Origin of the sequence: Yersinia alsatica (assembly GCF_902170305.1) — a bacterium.
Lineage (GTDB): Bacteria > Pseudomonadota > Gammaproteobacteria > Enterobacterales > Enterobacteriaceae > Yersinia > Yersinia alsatica.
Genome location: NZ_CABHWW010000026.1, coordinates 608777 through 626755 on the forward strand (window position 1 = coordinate 608777; position 17979 = coordinate 626755).

Sequence of the window (17979 nt, forward strand, 5' to 3'; positions counted from 1 at the left end):
CAGTGGTTTGCTAAAAATTGCAAAATCTTGCGCATTTTTGCGATAAATAACGGGAAAATATGGTCTGTCGCACAGCAAGTCATTAAACTGGTCTCATCCGCTTTACCACAGGAAGTCAATGCGATGTTGGAACGGTATCAAGCCTTTGAAACCCTAAGAGAACATAAAGCTCGTTTGCATGATTGTGTGCAGCTCGGCTCGGGTATTCAATTGGCGGCTTGGTCTAATCGCGATGATTGCGTTACTCAAGAAAGCCCAGACCATCACACGCTGAGCCTGTATGTTGCGGATGGCTATGAGTGTTACCACAAAACGCAGGCGGGGTGGAAAAACGGCGGTGGGCCGGACCGTTTTTGCATTATGCCAAAGGGCAGTTTATCCAGTTGGGATGTGCGCGATGACTTATCCTTTGTACATCTGTATTGCACCGATGAGCATTTGCGCCAATTAGCGGAGCAAATTTGGGAGCGAAGCCCTCAATCGATTCAGGTGGATGAACGTACTTTCGCCGAAGATCCCCACATAACTTTGCTGTATCGCCAGTTTTTATTGAATTATCACTGGCAAGAACAGGCAAACCATTTGGCACTCAGCAGTGCAGCGACTTTGCTGATGACCCATCTGCTGAAAAACTACACTCAGTTGCAGTGGGCAATGCCCACCATTCGCGGTGGTTTAGCGCCAGTGGTATTAAAACGGGTCAAAGAATATATCGACGCTCACTTGTCTCAGCCGCTGTTATTATCAGATCTGGCCGGGCAGGCCGGGTTGAGTGAGTTCCATTTCGCCCGGATGTTTAAACAAAGTACCGGGCAGGCGCCACATCAATTTGTGCTAAAGATACGTTTGGCGCGTGCTGAGCAATTATTAAGGCACAGTATGATGCCGCTTATTCATATTGCATTGGAGTGTGGTTTTAGCTCGGCCAGCCATTTTAGCAACTGTTTTAAAGCGGCTTATGGCCTAACCCCGTCTCTAATGCGGCAAAGGCAACTCTAGCGGGGGCCTCTGCCGATGCGAATGTCGCCACCAAGACTAGAGCGGGCAGCTTAAATCGCCTTCAGGGCAGTTAAGATAGGATTTCAGCTGTGCGGTGCGCTCTTCTGTTTTGTGGGTCAAACAAGCCGAAATGATCATAGGATGGACTGAGCCCCCTTCGGTGGCTGATGCCTGGAAGGTACAGTCGGCATCTCGGTATTTTATCCAGGTCAGTTGCGCACTTTTCAGTAATGCCCGCTGAGCTACCGATGTTTTGGCAAGAACCTCTTTATAAGTACGATTGAGCTCAGCATCAGCCTTTTTATAGTCGGAATTTGCACACTGGTTCATGTCCAGTTGAGTGACTGCATTTTTACAGTCAACCGCCAAAGCCTGGCTGACAGGGAGTATCAGCAGTGATGCCAACATAATTTTCTTTAACATACTTATCCCCAAAAATAATAGCTAAGAAATAATAATAGCCCCATCTAACTAAGATGAGGCCAATAATTATATTACAGAGGCCATTTAGCCGCCGTTACAACGTCTTTTTTATCTCTGATAATTTTTTATCCGGTGACTTCTTACAGATATCAATTATTTTGGGCGTATACACGGTATCTATTTCCTGAAAATCAACATTATCCCCTTTCTTATACTGGGTATCCTCATTGAGAATCCAGAAAGCAACGGGCGTCATGCTTTTGGGATTAAGATCAAGAAACTCTTTACAAGTCATATCCTTCGGCGTTGTAGGAGAGGGTGCGGCAAATACAGGACTCATTGTGGTGAGTAAGGCTGTGGCAATCATAATATTAGCTAGTGATTTATAAAGCATAATTATATCCTTATTTGTCTATTACCTTGAGTCGGATAAAGTTGATGTGTCAGCAGAAGATTATTTCCTTATTTAGCATGGGTTATAAAATCATATCTTGCCAGATGGAATGGAAAATTAATTGGGTGAACTAAATGAGGTTTATTACCATTCTTTAGTTTGTAATGATTATGTGTCTGTTTTTTATCATAAGAAATGGAAGTTGATTCTGTTATTTAAGGCTAACTAATTAGAGTGGTTTACTAATGACCCTATTTAATTATCACTCACTAAATTACATCATTATTACTTTGATAATAAAAAGCAGATAAATAAAACCATGCTTGGCTAAATCTATCTGCGTTTATAAATCAATTATCTATGCTGATAAATAAATTATTTCACTATTAATATTTTTTATCGGCAGGGGGTGGGCAGCGGTGTTTACCGTCATGAGGAGGCTCCCCCTTTGGTGGATGATCCTCTTTATGCTCTTTTGGCGACGGCAAGGGGCGGCCGTTTTTATCTTTTGGTGGCTCCGGAGGTCGTTTGCAGGTCTCGCCAGAGGGCTTTTGAATGTCTTTATTAGCTGGATTTTTATCAATGCTTTCTTTATTAACATTCTGTTTATTAATAGGTTGTTCAGCATAGCTGGTGACAGCATTTAATAGTAATACTGCAGACAGACAAATCATGAGTGACGTCTTCATTCTCGCTCCCATTGTTCAATAGAAATTCTCTGTGATAATAGCGAGTTACAGCCTCAGTTTTCTTGGTGGGATTGGTAATGATTTTATCAAGTTGAATGTCATTACTTATCCAATAGGACGCGCCATCAGTGTAGATCTACACTGACACATTGGTCTGTGTTATAATTTTCGGTATTATCATTTATGGGTTTAAGTGATTTTATTTTATTTCTACTGTTTTTGTTTTATGTTTTAAATGATAGGTGATTTATCTGTATGTCTTTATTTTCTTTTTATCATAATTGCCTGGCTTCTTTTAACAAGCGAGTATTTGGCAGCCACCCAAGAGGTGAACCAGTGAAGAGAGAGAATAGGAAGAATGAATTATCTAATCTTCAACTGGATGTGCTACTGAATGCCGAGAAACAGGTTGCAATCATAACAACCGACTTAGATAACTGCATCACGATATTTAATGTGGGCGCAGAGCGGATGTTTGGTTACTCTAAGGCAGAAGTTCTAGGGCATCCTATATCGGATATATTACATATTCCAGAAAATGGCGACGATCAAGCTAAGCTGGACTATTTATTACTTAACCGACGTAATGCCAGTGAATGGTCTTATCGGCGTAAAGACGGTGAACGTTTCTGGGGAGCACTCAGCGTTCACGAAATAATGTCCGACGCTGGTGACATTGTTGGCTATATCAGTGTTATTGCTGATGTTTCAGAAAGAAAATCCTTGCTGATCGAGTTGGAAGAAAGTAAGCAAATGATGGACCGGTTAACCAAAAATTTGCCGGCGATGATTTATGCTTATTATTTAAATACTGACGGCGAGTCTTATTTTAAATATTGCAGCGAGGGCGTTCGTAAGATATTCGATCTCGCGCCAGCGGATGTTTTATATATACCGCGCGAGAAAAACCCTTTGTTTAGCCGCGTTCATCCCGACGACATGGATATGTTAAGGCAGGCGGTGACTATTTCGCAGCAGGACTTATCGGTTTGGAGTTGTGATTTTCGCGTAGTGCTGCCCGAGAAAGGGACACATTGGCTCCATGGCGAGTCTTTCCCAATCCGGCAGGATGATGGGACCGTCATCTGGTATGGCTCGTTTTTTGATATCACAGAACTTAAACAGTCTGAATCGATCCTAAAAGCTCTGTCACAAACCGACGTATTGACCGGGGTGGCTAATCGCCGTCATTTCGATGAACTTTATCTGCGCGCTTGGAAGAAAAATCGCATCGAAGGCGGAGCCATCTCTGTTTTAATGATTGATTTTGACAACTTCAAAAGCTTTAACGACCTCTATGGCCATGCTATGGGGGATGTTTGTTTGAAATCTATTGTCGAGACATTATCAAAATCTATCCGTAGCGGCTCAGATATTCTGGCCCGCTATGGTGGCGAGGAGTTTATTGTCTTGTTGGCACCGAGTACACTGGCGGATGCGCAAGCGGTTGCTGAACGTATGCGCCATTCCATTGAGGAGTTGGATATTCCTCATGCGATGTCCCCCCTAGGGCGAGTGACGATAAGTATTGGTGTGGCATCCGTCTCTGAGCCGGGTGAACACCTTTCGGCAAAAGAGCTGTCAGATGCTGCGGATAAAGCACTTTATCGAGCTAAAACTGCCGGGAAAAACCGAGTTGAGACGGCCGCTCTGAGGTGATTGTCTTGGGCTGATATATGATAGAAAAATCGGTTTACTCATTACCTTGAAGGAAGGGAAACAGGCAAAACAGAGTAAGTGAAACAACATTACGCTGTATTTCACTTACTCTTATTATCATTAGGAATGGGGCGATAGGGGCTAGCTAATAAGGATCTTGAGCTTCGCGCAGACGTTCCTGCTCTTCCTCTATGACGGCCTGAATCTCCTCCAGTACACCTTCAACATCAACAGCTTGCGTGCTTTCCGCAAATTCGCCAGTCAGCGGCGTTTCAGGATGCAGCTTGCCATCTTCATAAAGCGCCCACATCTCTTTGGCATATTTACGATTAAGCAGTTCTGGGGCGTATTGACCATAATAGTGCGTCATATTCGCGACATCCCGCTCCAGCATCGCTTTTGCATGGTTGTTGGCTGCCGCATTGACGGCTTGCGGCAAGTCAATAATGACCGGCCCGTCTTTATCAATTAACACGTTAAACTCTGACAAGTCACCATGGACCAACCCGGCACACAGCATCCGAACGACATAGCGGATCATGATGGCATGGTCAATCAGGGCTTGTTCTTTGCTAAATGGCACATCACTCAGGCGAGGTGCCGCCAGCCCGTCCTCGTCAGTGACCAACTCCATAAGCAGAACACCGTCAAGGCAAGCATATGGTTGTGGCACACGGACACCAGCATTTGCGAGCAGGTACAGCGCGTCTACCTCAGCGGTCTGCCAAGTCTCTTCTTGTTGCTTACGGCCAAACTTAGAACCTTTCGCCATGGCGCGAGCATCACGGCTATTGCGGACTTTACGACCTTCTTGATATTGCACCGCTTGCTTGAAATTGCGGTTCTCAGCTTCTTTGTAAACTTTAGCGCAGCGGATATCCTGCCCACACCGGACAACATAGACATCAGCTTCTTTGCCACTTTTTAAACGACGGATGACTTCGTCAACCAAGCCGTCATCAACCAGCGGTTGGATTCGTTTTGGAATTTTCATGGCGTCCTTGTACCCTATTTAAGCCCGCGATGGAATGGCTTTGGCTGAATTTTCCTCCAGTTTACCATTCGAGCCCATCTGCGGGTGGGTTTTTACGGGCCTCAGGCGGCACTAAACTGAGCATTATGCAATTTAGCATAAGCCCCTTTACGGGCGAGCAACTCGTGGTGATCACCTTGTTCTACAATGCCTTCTTTATCGACCACAATGATGCGATCGGCATTTTGAATGGTGGCTAAGCGATGCGCAATAACCAAAGTCGTTCGGCCCTGAGATAATTCAGTCAATGCTAACTGAATGGCTTGCTCTGTGGCGGTATCCAGTGCAGATGTTGCTTCGTCCAGAATCAAAATAGGCGGATTTTTCAGGAAAATACGCGCAATTGATAGCCGCTGTTTCTGACCGCCAGAGAGTTTCACTCCGCGCTCACCAACCACAGTATCAAGCCCATCAGGCAAGCTTTCAATCAGCTCATCCAATCGCGCTTGCCGCGCAGCAGCCATGATTTCGTCATCACTGGCATCCAGCTTGCCATATGCAATATTCTCACGGATAGATCCGCCGAATAAGAAAACATCCTGCTGAACAATACCAATATTATTGCGCAGTGATTCTTGAGTCATATCACGAATATTGATGCCATCAATAGTGATTACACCATCATCAAGTTCATAGAAGCGGGGCAGCAATGAACATAATGTGGTTTTACCCGCGCCAGATGGCCCAACGAATGCCACTGTTTCACCGGCACGAATTTGCAGATTCAAATCAGTGAAAATTTTATTCTGTGGCGAATAACCGAAACTGACATTCTGATAGCAAATATCACCGTGCAGGTGGCCCACTGGGCGTGCATCTGGTTTATCGACAATATCAGGTAACGTATCAATCAGTTGAGTGAATCGTTTGAAACCGGCGATCCCTTTCGGATAGCTTTCCAGTACGGAGGTTATTTTAGCCACTGGGCGGAAAAAGACCTCAACTAGCAAGAGAAAACCGACAAAACCGCCGTAACTTAATTGATCATTAACCACGTACCAAGTGCCGACGACCATGACAATCAACTGTACCAGACGGGTACTAAGGTAGCTCATGGTCATACTGGTGGTCATGATGCGATAAGCCCGCAGTTTGGTGGTGCGGTAGTCTTCGTTATCTTTGGCGAATAATTTCTTTTCATGGGATTCGTTAGCGAAAGCTTTCACCACACGAATACCACCGATACTCTCTTCAATGCGGGCATTAAAGTTACCCACCTGACCAAATAGCTTGCGCCAGGTTTCAGTCATTTGCGCACCGTAACGGCTGACCAGATAGGTCATAAACGGCACAATGAAGATAGTGAGCATTGCCAGCGGCAAATGAACCGATGCCATTAGGATAAACGCACCAATAAATGTCATGACCGCAATGAAAAGATCCTCTGGGCCGTGATGGGCAATTTCCCCAACCTCTTCAAGGTCTTTCGTGACGTGGGTAATAATATGGCCGGTCTTCACATTGTCGTAATAGCTAAATGATAGCTTTTGCAGATGACTAAATGCCTGACGGCGCATGTCGGTTTCGATACCCACACCGAGGGCGTGGCCCCAATAGTTAACCACCGCCATCAGTGCAGTATTGAGCAGGTAAATAAGTAACAACCCTGTTGCAGCCCAGACAATGAGTGCCCAATCCTGATTAGGGAGCAGCTTATCAATGAACAGCTTTACCGCCATAGGAAAGCTCAGTTCCAACAACCCGGCCAGGATCGCGCAACCAAAATCCAGATAGAAAAGCCCTTTGTAGGGAGCGTAATAAGAGAAGAAACGGCGGAGCATTGAGGCATCCTTACAATTACAGAGGAAAATCGATATTAATATCAAAAATCAGTTTTCAGCATTATAAATGTAAATGGTTCTTAATAGCATTCATTTTGCCAATTCTTTGTAATTAATAGAATTCCTATCCACGGTAATAGGCATTGAAGCAAAGATAATATCGGGTATTGTTAATCAAATCATAGCAAGGAGTAATAACCATGAAGTTGACGTTGACTGATACCCCGGCAACTGAAGATGTTGCAGAAATTATGGCGGGGTTGAAAGCCTTTAATCGTAATTTTGTTGGTGACAATGGCCGCAAACCATTAGCCGTATTTATCACTGGCGAACAGGGTGAGAAGTTAGGTGGGATTACGGGTTATACATTAGGTAATTGTTTGAGCATCGAATTGTTATGGGTATCGGATGCATTACGCCATTCTGGCGCGGGCAGTAAACTAATGCGTGCAGTTGAACAGGAAGCTCTGCAACGAGGGTGTAAGTTTGCTCAAGTCGATACATTCAGTTTTCAAGCTCGACCTTTTTATGAAAAACACGGCTATCAATTGAAAATGACGCTAGAAAATGTCGTGGATGAATATCATCGCTATTATTTAACTAAAAATCTGATTAGCTAGAGTGTGCCTCTATTGCGTGCGCAAAAAATTAAATTTTGAGTGTATTTATTTTCTCTCCAATAGATAAGTTTTCTGTTTAACCATCTTCCGACAATGCACCAGGTGGTTTCCGTCACAACTGTGTGCATTATTAATCTTGCTATACTCAAGCTGTAAACATTCAGCTTTTGATGCAAACTCACATTTTCACTGAATATCATCATAGGACTTGGTCTTTCATTAGGTTAATCTGTTTTATATGGGATTAACCAATGCAAATGGAAATGAATATGGCGGCCTCATCGAATAAGAAATTGTCACTGTGGTCATTAACTTCGCTCGTCGTAGGTTCAATGATCGGTGCCGGTATTTTCTCTTTACCTGCAACATTTGGCCGTGCAACCGGTGGTTTTGGTGCCCTTATTGCCTGGATTATTGCCGGGGGAGGGATGTTGACTCTGGCCTTTGTATTTCAGACATTGGCGCAGCGCAAACCTGATCTTGATTCTGGTGTTTATATCTATGCTAAAACCGGATTCGGTGATTATGCAGGTTTTGCTTCGGCAATTGGTTTTTGGGCCGGAGCATGTATCGGCAGCGTCTCATATTTTGTATTGATCAAATCAACACTGGGAGCCTTCTTTCCACTTTTTGGCGACGGTAATACATTATCGGCTGTTTTAATTGCGTCATTCATTCTGTGGAGTTTCCATTTCATGGTGTTGCGTGGCATCAAAGAAGCCGCAGCGATTAATACCATCGCGACTTTTGCTAAGGTCATCCCGATATTTATATTTATCATCGTCTTGGCATTTGCATTTCACACCGATACATTCGCCTTAAATTTTTGGGGTACTCAATCTTTAGGGGCTGTCGGTGATCTCTCCCATTTGGATGATTATGGTTATACCGGCCATGCTGCCTTAGAAATAGCCGCTGGGTCTGACAGTCTATTTTCACAAATTCGCAGCACGATGTTAGTCACGGTATTTGTTTTTGTTGGTATTGAAGGGGCGAGTGTTTATTCCCGCTATGCCAAAGAAAGAAAACATGTCGGTATCGCCACGGTTTTAGGTTTCATTGGTGTTTTATGTCTGTTGGTGCTGGTCACTATGCTCTCGTATGGTGTGTTGCTTCGCCCCGATCTTGCGGCTTTGCGCCAACCATCAATGGCGGGTGTGTTAGAACATATTGTGGGCCGCTGGGGAGCGATATTTATCAGCATCGGGCTGATTATTTCTGTTATGGGCGCCTATTTGTCATGGACGTTGTTAGCGGCGGAAGCGCTTTATAGCGCCGCTAAAAGTAACATCATGCCGCAGATATTCACGACTGAAAATAAGCACGGCGTACCTTCAGCGGCAGTTTGGATGTCGAATATTTTTATCCAATTATTCTTAATTGTTACGCTTTTCACCGAGTATGCTTTCCAACTGGCATTGGAGTTAACCAGTTCACTGGTTTTGATTCCCTATCTTCTCGTCGCTGCCTATGGGCTGAAATTGGCCTGGACTCGAGAAACATACCCTGTGGGTTCAACAGACCATAAGAAAGATTTAGTTTTTGCTTTAATAGCCACGTTATATGCCATATTGATGGTCTATGCTGGAGGCTTGAAATACATATTATTATCAGCAGTGATATACGGTCCTGGAACCTTATTGTTTATTATTGCTAAACGTGAGCAGAAAAAACCGGTTTTTTCTGCCATTGAAAAATGCCTGTTTGCTGTGGCACTCATCGCCGCTGTTGTAGCACTCTACAGCCTTGCGACAGGCATAATTGCGGTGTGATAAGATTGCTATATTAAGTGAGGATAGTCAGAGGCGAAGGAATCTGAATATTGCTTGCAATACATTATTGGCATTAATGTGTTCGGATAATTCCCCTATTTTTACAATGGGTGGGCTTGATCTATAACACAGACTACGACAGGATCGCGCTGGAATAACCTGCTATCAGGTTAGTGTTGGTTTGGTTTTTGATAAAAATATCCAATAAAAAACGCGGTTTTTCTTATGCAGGGTCACGGCTGGTGTGTTTTTACCAGTAGGTATTGCTTTGAAAAAACAACAAAATATTACCCAGAATAGCGATTATTCAACGGGAATTGGCGATGCGCAATTTGCGCTCGTGGTTTTACTGACAACATCATGTTTGCTGATTGCAATAACGTTGATTGTGATCCTATGGCTAATTTGATGCGCCATAGCAATTAGGGAGAATGTATGGATAAGGGTTTGTTTGATGACAATAAAGTCATTGCACTGATCGGTTTACTGTTGGCTGCACTTATTGTAGTGAGTACGATGTTTGTGATGACCTATATGGCGGATCGTCAACGCAACGAAGTACAAACTATCGATGTGCAAAACTGCTACAAAAAGACCTGAGAACTTTATTCGCCGGATAGCGCTAGTCTGCATTCAGGCGAATAATTGCATTGCAGGATGTTATGCCAGTTTCTGATGGATAGCATGCAAGGGCAAGGCGATATTAAGGTCAATATCGGTATTTTGTCTGAAATCATACGGGGTTATGCCGTAACGTTTTCTGAACATATAAGTAAAGTGGGACTGTGAGCCAAAGCCAAAGTCCAACGCAATGTCAAAAATAGTGCTGTCACTGCTTCTGAGTTGGTAAACAGCCCCTGCTAAGCGCCTTTCTCGAATGTATTTACCTAGCGATATGCCTGTAACTTCTTTAAATATTTTTTGCATATGCCAAAGCGAATAGCCCGAATACACGGCTAATTCTTCGAGGTAGATGACTCGCCCCAGATGGGTTTCGACCCATTTACTGAGGGCGCAGACTAACGCGAGATGATTTTCTTGTGACATTATTTAGTCTGTTTTTTCTAGTTAGGAGTAGTGCAGTATACACAAGTTGAATCTAACAACACAAAACACCAAATTGACCGCTAGCGAATGGCTGGAGCTCTAAAGACTTTTCAGCGAATGCTTGCAAAAGAGCTTTCTGGTGCCATAGTAAAAGGGTAGTGCCATCTGAATGGGAAATTTCCCAAGGGTAAAAGGTTGAGTTTGGAAAAATAGAAATTAAAAATGATGAGGTGATCGCATGTTGATAACAGTGATTATGACTCTGATAGCGGTTGTGGGCGTAACCGTCTTTCTAAAGATGCCAGTAATGGTTCTGCATAAAGGTAAAGGCGCAGGAGGTGATGAACTGTGAGGTTAGGAATATTGTGATCGGCATATATAAAATGAATTCTTCCTTGAACCAGGTGATTGATAACTATCATACCTGGTTTTTTTATGCCTAATTTTTGCCATACCTCGTGAGTCCTCCACATCATATTTGTCTTTTTTTGCAACAATGAACCTTTCAGCAACTGAAACAGTGTATTGAATAACTCTCCCTAGGTTGCTAATTAACCACAGATAATTGCAGAATAGTTTAGCGGTAAAGGTGAGGATATGACACGGTCGGCTAAAGAAATATTTCAATGAGCGTGATATCCTTGCGCGATATTATTGTGAAGGAATTATTCATGTCTGAAATGTTCACTAATGACCAAGAGCTGGTCTCTGATCTGGTCGCCTGCCAATTAGTTATCAAACAAATTCTGGATGTGATCGATATCATTGCCCCCACGGAAGTGCGGGATAAGATGTCGCATCAACTTAAAACTATCGATTTTTCTACCCATCCAGCGGGTGCCGACCCGGTAACAAAGCGAGCTATTGAGAAAGCCATTGCGCTGATCGATATGAAGTTTACGCAAAAATAACGAGTACATTAGGCGAAAGCCAGTGGTACAGAACTACCCAGAAGCCAGTCGGGTGAGTAGCGGGTTAAGAACTAACCCGCAAACTGATTACTCAAGTATGTTATTGCCTATCTTTTTCACTAAAGGGCAATTACTGACGCCAATAATGCCATTTTCACCGTTGATAAATTGGGCGGTGGCAATAGTTCTGGCCGTCAGATATTTACATTGTAAACCTATGCCTGCTGCGTTCTTCTCACTGCCAATAAGTACGCCATAGCCAGAAAAGAGCAAGCCAAGGTATATGATTGCGGCGACTAAGAACAACCTGAATAAACTCATGTAGTCACTCCCTGTAATTAGTTTTACTTATTTTGTAGCGAGTATATTTAGCAGTTTAACTTGTAATGATGAGTCGGTTAATAGTAAAAATCCTAAATCATTTTGATTTATAGGATAAACCATCATTAAAGTGCTCTTTTAAGACGATAACAAACATTAGTAATTACATCTTGGCTATAAATGGTTGATGTTTAATACAGTATAATTTAAAAAAATGTTAAGTAAGGTGCTCGATTTGAACATAAAGAAACTTGTTGCAACGGTAGGTATCATTGCCGTTTGTTGCTTGTTTTATCTATTAGCCCTTGATAGCTACTGTGATCAGGGGGGGACTTTCTCTACCGGTATTTGTACTATTACTTCGATTATTCCATGGTAAGGATAGGCGACTCATTTTATCTATAATAACAGTTGAAAACTATTACTATGAGTTATCTTTATTAACGGTTAATTAACCACAGGGATTTACCTTTGTGGTGGGCAGAGTGATAAGATAGCCTCTTCGCCACGCATGTAATCGGTAATAGGGTAGTCAATGTCAGACACAACTATGGGCGCACTTGGTGCCATCCCAATCGCTTTATCACTATTTACTGTCATTTTTTTCTTGATAGTTTGGTTCTTTTTGAGCCGTGCTAGTGTACGAGCAAATGAACAGATCCGCTTGTTACAAGACATCGCTGAACAGCAGAGACAGCAAACAGAATTGCTCAAAGCATTACTGGAAAACGCCACGGGCGTCAGTGATGGGCAAAGTGATAGCGATATCGTTTCTCCCCTCGATTTTAAAGGTTTTATTCCCGAGAGATAACATTCATCGCCATTCTGATACTGCCCATCGGCAGTGTCAGAATGATGAGCCAGTGCTCCCTTTCCCTAACTCCCTCTGTATGTTTTAGATTTTCCCTTTCGCACGCCACAATAAACCCTACTAGCTGTCATAAATTTGTCTTAATTTCGCCGTAATGTAGCCAGAACTTTTCAGGAGAACGGTGATTCGGATGATTAAATGGTATGAAGAGAGTGACAGCGAAGTGAACAGAAGCATTGCATTACTTACCGGTGAAGATCCAGATAAGTGGTATCCCTATGGTGGTATCAAAGGTAAGGACTATTGCAAGAACCCCTCAGATGCATGGCCTATCATCTACGCCAACAAAATTGGCCTCTATTCGCCAGAAATTAATGATAATAATCAGTGGAATGCCAGAATTACTAATCCGCAAGGCGAGTGGCAAGCTTATAGCCAAAGCCCTTTGCGTGCGGCAATGATCTGTTATCTGCTTAGCCAGGAAGTTTGAGCAGCGGAGTTGATGATTTTCAGCAGAATATCCCGTGAGTAGGCAGTAACGGGAGTGACAAACGGTAAGAAGTTTTTGACGACTTTCGTGGAGCTGATGATGAAACGTATCATTAAAGGGGATTCAAATTTATCACACCTGGTTATTGCTCATGCAGCGATTGACCACCATCAAAAATCCTACGGCGAGCGGCGTCAGGGCTGGCCTTCAACTTATCTTATCCGCTACAAAAATAATCGTGTTGCCGTTGAGGTTGTCACTCGACGTCAGTCATATGTGGCCACATTAATGATTGGCGCTCGAAATTTGAGCAAGCTATGTGGCATATCTGCGTTACATCCCTGAGTATTATCTCAAGCCTCATCAATGCAATGCTCAGCTTATATAATGTAAGCTGATTGATTGCTGCTCAATTGTCCGCGAACCACCTTTATTCTTGATGCAATCAGCTTTAAGTGTTAAAAAACCGCCGCAGATTCATTTACGAAAGGCGCTGTTACTACACTAATGGGTAACAGGTGCGGCAGAGGGCAGGATGGAACAGCAGTTGCAGGATTCAACACTAAAACGCGGTTTAAAAAATCGACATATTCAGCTGATTGCTCTGGGTGGGGCGATTGGTACTGGACTGTTTCTAGGAATAGCGCAAACCATTAAAATGGCTGGCCCCTCGGTGATACTGGGTTACGCCATCGGCGGCTTTATTGCCTTCCTTATTATGCGCCAACTGGGCGAAATGGTCGTTGAGGAGCCTGTTGCGGGTTCATTCAGTCACTTCGCCTATAAATATTGGGGCGATTTTGCTGGATTTTTATCTGGTTGGAATTACTGGGCCATGTTTATCTTGGTCGGTATGGCTGAATTGACCGCCGTCGGCATCTATATCCAATATTGGTGGCCGGAGATCCCGACGTGGGTTTCAGCCGCAGTATTCTTTGTTCTGATAAATGCTATCAATCTCGTTAATGTCCGTATGTATGGTGAGACCGAATTCTGGTTCGCTATCATTAAAGTCGCAGCCATCATTGGTATGATTGTATTCGGTGCCTATCTGTTGGCGTCTGGTTCCGGTGGGCCAAATGCCTCGGTGACTAACCTCTGGGCGCAAGGAGGCTTTATGCCTCACGGCCTTAGTGGGTTGGTGATGGCAATGGCGGTAATCATGTTTTCTTTCGGCGGTCTGGAGATGGTCGGTATTACCGCCGCGGAAGCTGAAGACCCGCATCACAGTATTCCTAAAGCGACCAATCAGGTTGTCTACCGCATCCTTATTTTCTATATCGGCTCATTGGCGGTGCTGCTTTCCCTTTATCCTTGGGGCAAGGTGGTTGAGGGCGGTAGTCCTTTTGTCATGATTTTCCATGCACTGGACAGTAATCTGGTGGCAACCATTCTGAATGTGGTGGTTTTGACGGCTGCACTATCCGTCTACAACAGCGGCGTCTACTGTAATAGCCGCATGCTCTTCGGTCTGGCCTCTCAGGGGAATGCTCCTAAGGTACTGACCAAAGTGAATAAGCGCGGCGTGCCTATTCTGTCAATCGCACTGTCCGCGTTGGCGACCTCAGCAGGGGTGGTTATTAACTATGTCATGCCCGGCAAGGCCTTTGAATTGCTAATGGCGCTAGTGGTTTCAACCTTGGTCATCAACTGGGTCATGATCTGTCTGGCTCACTTGAAATTCCGGGCGGCGAAAGTGAAAGAAGGCGTCGAGCCGCGCTTTAAATCATTATGGTACCCTTACGGAAATTATCTGTGTCTGGTATTTTTGATGTTGATTCTAGTCATCATGTATCTGACTGAGGGCATTCAAATTTCAGTATTGATGATGCCCGCATGGATTGCACTGCTGTGGTGCGGATTTATGCTTACTCGCCGTAAATATAAGAACAATCAACCCGCAGCGAATGATTCCAGCGCAGTCTGATGTGATTATTATGTGATGGTAAAATAGCCGGGTAGAATAATTCAACCGGCTATTTTTTTGTATGAAGTTGCTCAAATCATTATCTATTGTTTAAATACGCAGCAATAAATAAAGTAAATAATTGAAAAGTTATAATAGGTTATGACTATCAACTATGATAAAGCATTGTTTGTTAATTGAGATTAATTCTTAACAACTCAATATAACCCCTTTAACAATATGGTTAAAGGGTTATATAATAAATTCAATTAGAACTGCCAGCGCATCCATGTAAACAAGACATTACCGTTATTATAAGTACCGGGAATATAGGTGGTTTGTAGCGCAAACTTATTATATTCAATAGAGATAAGCGGCAATGGCAGCGGTATTGGAATGTAATGATATTCATGACGCGCGGTAATACTGGCGGTGAAGCCAATACCAAAACGCCAGCCATCCATTTCCCCCGGTATCCACATTTTTTGATAGCCATAACCTATAATGGGCTCAACTTCATTGTGTGAGTCCATAAACGCCATCGCATACACTGCATGCCAGTTGTTATCTTCATCATAGCGATATTTGCCATAGCCGATACCCCAAGGCCTTTCGTTGTATGACTCTATCTTGTCATCATCATAGGTCCAGCGGTTATGCCAAGTATTCAGTGGGATATACAGCTCCTGGTTGGGTGAATCCCAAGCCAGTGAGATGTTATTCATCAAACGTTGCCATAGGCTGTCATTGCCCGCAGAGGGCGTAATCTTACTATCTATAGGGGATTGGGCTGAGGAGTCTTTGCCATTAGCAAGAGCTACTGAGGCCTGGCTCAACCATAGGCCACTGACAAATACGGCCTTGATAATATGTTTGTAATTCATGGTGTAACTCTCTGATGCTGATAAGGTGAAATAAGATCTCTTGGCATCAGATAATCTTTGTACCTATCAAAACTAATGACGAATAAAGCGTTATTTATAATGTGGTAAGGTTATAGAGCCAAACTTAAACGATTCTATAACGAGTAACTAATATAGAGTTTTAAACTGCGCGACAGAGTAATTAAAATTTAATTCTGGCACATCAAGAAATGTCTTAATCTGTTTTTTTTAGCACAATTTGCTAGCATATTTAACAAGATTTCACTGCATAAAACTGACTAAAACAAGAGGGTTTTTAGTATATTTATATAGATTAAATAAAGTGTAATTGCACTCCTCTGGTGCATTTTGTTCAATGTGACCGGTTTATTGCACCTATATGACACAATAAAGCCTTATTGATATAACGTATTTTTCGTCTTCGAATATTATATTTTGATTTGTTCTTTTTGATTAGAGAATTGCTCAACCGCAGCTTAGTGAAAAGATCATTTTTTCGCCTCTGGTGTGAATCGAGAAATAAGATATTTATGTATTTTTACCCTGAATTATTTTGAGAGCATAACCTGAGGCTAAGTAAGGAGTTAGCCTAGTGGAGTGAAAGGGTTTGATCATCTGGCTGGGGTAGGCGCGCTACCGGAACAGAAGCGACGATATATTCAATTATTATATATTTAATGCTAATAAATTTTATACCAATGCTGTTTTCTGCCATCAGTTTGGGATGGAAACCACGAAAAAATCACGTAAGCAGTATTATAAAAAGAGTTAGCTTAAATGTTAAAAACCAGTAAGAAAGCCGGATGTGACAGTATAAAAAAATAGAGCAGAAAATACGATGACCTTCAACAATTTTTAGCATATTTCCGCATTCTTTATGTGCAACCGTTTCAAATATGTGCGACAGGTTCACCCTTGATTAAAAATGGCTTGCCATCGAATACAGAGTATGTGATAACGCATATGGGTAAAACGAGGTACAGTTCTGTATATGTGTGGCATTTTCAGTAAAGAAGTTCTGAGTAAAGACGTTAGCGTTGAATACCGCTTCTCTGCCGATCCTTATCTTAGTGCCTCAAGCAGTAACGACTCTAGTTTGTCTATGTAAACGCCCACGGGCGAGTTAAACAATCCAAAGGAAATACTCAAGATGGCAAAGATCAAAGGTCAAGTTAAGTGGTTCAACGAGTCTAAAGGTTTCGGTTTCATCACTCCAGCTGACGGCAGCAAAGATGTGTTCGTACACTTCTCTGCAATCCAGGGTAATGGCTTCAAAACCCTGGCTGAAGGCCAGAACGTAGAGTTCGAAATCCAAGACGGTCAGAAAGGTCCGTCTGCAGTAAACGTTACTGCAATCTAATCAGCTCTTTTGCTGTTAAAAACCCGCCTTTGTGCGGGTTTTTTCATATCTATAGCCAATTAAATCAGCAAATTAAGGCAATATAATTAAGCCGGAATATTGATTGCGGCCTTTAATACCGGGATGAGTAGGGTCTATAGCCTGTTGTTGGCTAGTGCGACGAAAGCTGGTGTATTTGAACTGCGGCTTATCATTATCCTCGCCATGCGCCACGGTAGAGCAAATGGTACAACTCCCGACCCGATCAACTTGATGAATTCCGGCATTGTGCAGTTGGTGCTCAGCAATTGCGGCGAGGTTAAGATGGCGAAAACGGGGTGAAATGATATTTTTCGCCAGTGGTAGCTCGTTAATAAACCTTTCCACCAACTCTTCATTGACTTCGTAACAGCATGAGCGGGCGGCTGGCCCTATTGCGGCAACCCAATTTGCTGGGTCATCATCGCGGGCAATCCGCTCAACCATTTTTAAGATAATGCCATCTAATAAGCCGCGCCAGCCAGCATGCACCACCGCAATGCCTTTTCCCTGCCGTTGACTGAAGATAACCGGCAAGCAATCTGCCGTCAGTACCGTCAATAGGATACCCGGCTGCGTGGTATAGAGGCCATCGGCGTCGCCGCACTCTTGTCCCGGCGTGATGACATCAACAATCGTGGTGCCATGAGCCTGTTTTTTATTGGCTTGAGAAGCTTGATAAGGCCGGAGACAGTCAGGCAATAGAGCGGATTTATTGCCAAAGCCATGGCAGATAGTGGTGATTCGGCTGAGTTGTGGTGAAAAATCAGTCATAGGACTTACCTAATGAAGAAAAAATACGCCATTCAGTGTAAGCCGTTTTTTAACTTATTGACCAGTCGCCATTTCTTTTAAACTGCC

Annotated in this window: 22 protein-coding genes; 13 read left to right on the plus strand and 9 right to left on the minus strand. The window is 43.3% G+C overall.

Features of this window, described 5'->3' with window-relative positions:
- Positions 1-123: 123 nt before the first annotated feature.
- Entirely contained in the window at positions 124-999 is an 876-nt protein-coding gene (locus tag FTA96_RS16805; protein WP_050121404.1) for a helix-turn-helix domain-containing protein, read from the plus strand.
- 36 nt (positions 1000-1035) lie between these two features.
- On the opposite strand, the gene FTA96_RS16810 is transcribed toward FTA96_RS16805, so the two are convergent.
- From FTA96_RS16810 to FTA96_RS16820, 3 genes are all read right to left on the minus strand, one after another.
- Complete coding sequence (locus FTA96_RS16810) at positions 1036-1422, minus strand: lysozyme inhibitor LprI family protein (protein WP_050109106.1); 387 nt, start codon at positions 1420-1422, stop codon at positions 1036-1038.
- 94 nt (positions 1423-1516) lie between these two features.
- Positions 1517-1816, minus strand: a complete 300-nt coding sequence (gene hdeB / locus FTA96_RS16815) for an acid-activated periplasmic chaperone HdeB (protein ID WP_050152233.1) — start codon at positions 1814-1816, stop codon at positions 1517-1519.
- Between the two features lie 386 nt (positions 1817-2202).
- Positions 2203-2505, minus strand: coding sequence for a hypothetical protein (locus FTA96_RS16820; RefSeq protein WP_050109108.1), 303 nt, complete (start codon positions 2503-2505; stop codon positions 2203-2205).
- 255 nt (positions 2506-2760) lie between these two features.
- Here FTA96_RS16820 and FTA96_RS16825 point away from each other — a divergent pair, with 255 nt between their 5' ends.
- Positions 2761-4164 carry a sensor domain-containing diguanylate cyclase gene (locus FTA96_RS16825; RefSeq protein ID WP_050135427.1) on the plus strand — a complete coding sequence of 468 codons (1404 nt, stop codon included), beginning with the start codon at positions 2761-2763 and terminating at the stop codon, positions 4162-4164.
- A 145-nt stretch (positions 4165-4309) separates the two neighbouring features.
- On the opposite strand, the gene FTA96_RS16830 is transcribed toward FTA96_RS16825, so the two are convergent.
- Both FTA96_RS16830 and FTA96_RS16835 read right to left on the minus strand, forming a co-directional pair.
- Positions 4310-5158, minus strand: a complete 849-nt coding sequence (locus tag FTA96_RS16830; protein ID WP_050121112.1) for a PA4780 family RIO1-like protein kinase — start codon at positions 5156-5158, stop codon at positions 4310-4312.
- 101 nt (positions 5159-5259) lie between these two features.
- Positions 5260-6978: an ABC transporter ATP-binding protein gene (locus FTA96_RS16835; RefSeq protein WP_050109111.1), complete on the minus strand. Its 1719-nt coding sequence runs from the start codon at positions 6976-6978 to the stop codon at positions 5260-5262.
- A 200-nt stretch (positions 6979-7178) separates the two neighbouring features.
- Between FTA96_RS16835 and FTA96_RS16840 the strand changes: the two genes are divergently transcribed.
- From FTA96_RS16840 to FTA96_RS16850, 3 genes are all read left to right on the plus strand, one after another.
- On the plus strand, positions 7179-7598 hold the full coding sequence (locus FTA96_RS16840; RefSeq protein ID WP_050109112.1) for a GNAT family N-acetyltransferase: 420 nt from the start codon (positions 7179-7181) through the stop codon (positions 7596-7598).
- 269 nt (positions 7599-7867) lie between these two features.
- Positions 7868-9370 (plus strand): amino acid permease, encoded by a 1503-nt coding sequence (locus FTA96_RS16845; RefSeq protein WP_050146309.1) that lies wholly within the window; start codon positions 7868-7870, stop codon positions 9368-9370.
- Between the two features lie 435 nt (positions 9371-9805).
- On the plus strand, positions 9806-9970 hold the full coding sequence (locus tag FTA96_RS16850) for a hypothetical protein (protein ID WP_050097352.1): 165 nt from the start codon (positions 9806-9808) through the stop codon (positions 9968-9970).
- Positions 9971-10030: 60 nt separating this feature from the next.
- Here FTA96_RS16850 and FTA96_RS16855 read toward each other — a convergent pair whose 3' ends face one another.
- Positions 10031-10417: a helix-turn-helix domain-containing protein gene (locus tag FTA96_RS16855; protein WP_032898754.1), complete on the minus strand. Its 387-nt coding sequence runs from the start codon at positions 10415-10417 to the stop codon at positions 10031-10033.
- Positions 10418-11088: 671 nt separating this feature from the next.
- On the opposite strand from FTA96_RS16855, the gene FTA96_RS16860 reads away from it, so the two are divergent.
- Positions 11089-11328 carry a DUF2766 family protein gene (locus FTA96_RS16860; RefSeq protein WP_145574349.1) on the plus strand — a complete coding sequence of 80 codons (240 nt, stop codon included), beginning with the start codon at positions 11089-11091 and terminating at the stop codon, positions 11326-11328.
- A gap of 87 nt (positions 11329-11415) precedes the next feature.
- Here the strand turns inward: FTA96_RS16860 and FTA96_RS16865 are convergent, their stop codons facing one another.
- Positions 11416-11649: a YobH family protein gene (locus FTA96_RS16865; RefSeq protein WP_050109113.1), complete on the minus strand. Its 234-nt coding sequence runs from the start codon at positions 11647-11649 to the stop codon at positions 11416-11418.
- A 235-nt stretch (positions 11650-11884) separates the two neighbouring features.
- On the opposite strand from FTA96_RS16865, the gene FTA96_RS16870 reads away from it, so the two are divergent.
- From FTA96_RS16870 to FTA96_RS16890, 5 genes are all read left to right on the plus strand, one after another.
- Entirely contained in the window at positions 11885-12028 is a 144-nt protein-coding gene (locus tag FTA96_RS16870) for a PhoP/PhoQ regulator MgrB (protein WP_005170546.1), read from the plus strand.
- Between the two features lie 156 nt (positions 12029-12184).
- The gene (locus tag FTA96_RS16875; RefSeq protein ID WP_050109114.1) at positions 12185-12460 is read left to right on the plus strand and encodes a YebO family protein; all 276 of its coding nucleotides are present in this window, start codon (positions 12185-12187) and stop codon (positions 12458-12460) included.
- Positions 12461-12650: 190 nt separating this feature from the next.
- On the plus strand, positions 12651-12950 hold the full coding sequence (locus FTA96_RS16880; RefSeq protein ID WP_050121114.1) for a phage protein NinX family protein: 300 nt from the start codon (positions 12651-12653) through the stop codon (positions 12948-12950).
- Between the two features lie 99 nt (positions 12951-13049).
- Positions 13050-13295, plus strand: a complete 246-nt coding sequence (locus tag FTA96_RS16885; RefSeq protein WP_005170540.1) for a DUF4060 family protein — start codon at positions 13050-13052, stop codon at positions 13293-13295.
- A 190-nt stretch (positions 13296-13485) separates the two neighbouring features.
- Complete coding sequence (locus tag FTA96_RS16890) at positions 13486-14877, plus strand: amino acid permease (RefSeq protein ID WP_050121115.1); 1392 nt, start codon at positions 13486-13488, stop codon at positions 14875-14877.
- A 248-nt stretch (positions 14878-15125) separates the two neighbouring features.
- Here the strand turns inward: FTA96_RS16890 and pagP are convergent, their stop codons facing one another.
- Positions 15126-15740 (minus strand): lipid IV(A) palmitoyltransferase PagP, encoded by a 615-nt coding sequence (gene pagP, locus FTA96_RS16895; RefSeq protein ID WP_050135418.1) that lies wholly within the window; start codon positions 15738-15740, stop codon positions 15126-15128.
- 991 nt (positions 15741-16731) lie between these two features.
- Between pagP and FTA96_RS16900 the strand changes: the two genes are divergently transcribed.
- Together FTA96_RS16900 and cspE are read left to right on the plus strand one after the other, a co-directional pair.
- Positions 16732-16848 (plus strand): DUF2627 domain-containing protein, encoded by a 117-nt coding sequence (locus FTA96_RS16900; protein ID WP_002211058.1) that lies wholly within the window; start codon positions 16732-16734, stop codon positions 16846-16848.
- A gap of 42 nt (positions 16849-16890) precedes the next feature.
- The gene (cspE, locus tag FTA96_RS16905) at positions 16891-17100 is read left to right on the plus strand and encodes a transcription antiterminator/RNA stability regulator CspE (RefSeq protein ID WP_002221949.1); all 210 of its coding nucleotides are present in this window, start codon (positions 16891-16893) and stop codon (positions 17098-17100) included.
- A gap of 72 nt (positions 17101-17172) precedes the next feature.
- Here cspE and pgeF read toward each other — a convergent pair whose 3' ends face one another.
- Positions 17173-17892 (minus strand): peptidoglycan editing factor PgeF, encoded by a 720-nt coding sequence (gene pgeF, locus FTA96_RS16910; protein ID WP_145574351.1) that lies wholly within the window; start codon positions 17890-17892, stop codon positions 17173-17175.
- Positions 17893-17979 lie beyond the last annotated feature (87 nt).

Bases quoted from the DNA above. Each gene is read 5' to 3' on its own strand.
- FTA96_RS16805 (WP_050121404.1), top strand. From the start codon at position 124: ATGTTGGAACGGTATCAAGCCTTTGAAACCCTAAGAGAACATAAAGCT.
- FTA96_RS16810 (WP_050109106.1), bottom strand. From the start codon at position 1,422: ATGTTAAAGAAAATTATGTTGGCATCACTGCTGATACTCCCTGTCAGC.
- hdeB (WP_050152233.1), bottom strand. From the start codon at position 1,816: ATGCTTTATAAATCACTAGCTAATATTATGATTGCCACAGCCTTACTC.
- FTA96_RS16820 (WP_050109108.1), bottom strand. From the start codon at position 2,505: ATGAAGACGTCACTCATGATTTGTCTGTCTGCAGTATTACTATTAAAT.
- FTA96_RS16825 (WP_050135427.1), top strand. From the start codon at position 2,761: ATGTCTTTATTTTCTTTTTATCATAATTGCCTGGCTTCTTTTAACAAG.
- FTA96_RS16830 (WP_050121112.1), bottom strand. From the start codon at position 5,158: ATGAAAATTCCAAAACGAATCCAACCGCTGGTTGATGACGGCTTGGTT.
- FTA96_RS16835 (WP_050109111.1), bottom strand. From the start codon at position 6,978: ATGCTCCGCCGTTTCTTCTCTTATTACGCTCCCTACAAAGGGCTTTTC.
- FTA96_RS16840 (WP_050109112.1), top strand. From the start codon at position 7,179: ATGAAGTTGACGTTGACTGATACCCCGGCAACTGAAGATGTTGCAGAA.
- FTA96_RS16845 (WP_050146309.1), top strand. From the start codon at position 7,868: ATGGCGGCCTCATCGAATAAGAAATTGTCACTGTGGTCATTAACTTCG.
- FTA96_RS16850 (WP_050097352.1), top strand. From the start codon at position 9,806: ATGGATAAGGGTTTGTTTGATGACAATAAAGTCATTGCACTGATCGGT.
- FTA96_RS16855 (WP_032898754.1), bottom strand. From the start codon at position 10,417: ATGTCACAAGAAAATCATCTCGCGTTAGTCTGCGCCCTCAGTAAATGG.
- FTA96_RS16860 (WP_145574349.1), top strand. From the start codon at position 11,089: ATGTCTGAAATGTTCACTAATGACCAAGAGCTGGTCTCTGATCTGGTC.
- FTA96_RS16865 (WP_050109113.1), bottom strand. From the start codon at position 11,649: ATGAGTTTATTCAGGTTGTTCTTAGTCGCCGCAATCATATACCTTGGC.
- FTA96_RS16875 (WP_050109114.1), top strand. From the start codon at position 12,185: ATGTCAGACACAACTATGGGCGCACTTGGTGCCATCCCAATCGCTTTA.
- FTA96_RS16880 (WP_050121114.1), top strand. From the start codon at position 12,651: ATGATTAAATGGTATGAAGAGAGTGACAGCGAAGTGAACAGAAGCATT.
- FTA96_RS16885 (WP_005170540.1), top strand. From the start codon at position 13,050: ATGAAACGTATCATTAAAGGGGATTCAAATTTATCACACCTGGTTATT.
- FTA96_RS16890 (WP_050121115.1), top strand. From the start codon at position 13,486: ATGGAACAGCAGTTGCAGGATTCAACACTAAAACGCGGTTTAAAAAAT.
- pagP (WP_050135418.1), bottom strand. From the start codon at position 15,740: ATGAATTACAAACATATTATCAAGGCCGTATTTGTCAGTGGCCTATGG.
- FTA96_RS16900 (WP_002211058.1), top strand. From the start codon at position 16,732: ATGTGTGGCATTTTCAGTAAAGAAGTTCTGAGTAAAGACGTTAGCGTT.
- cspE (WP_002221949.1), top strand. From the start codon at position 16,891: ATGGCAAAGATCAAAGGTCAAGTTAAGTGGTTCAACGAGTCTAAAGGT.
- pgeF (WP_145574351.1), bottom strand. From the start codon at position 17,892: ATGACTGATTTTTCACCACAACTCAGCCGAATCACCACTATCTGCCAT.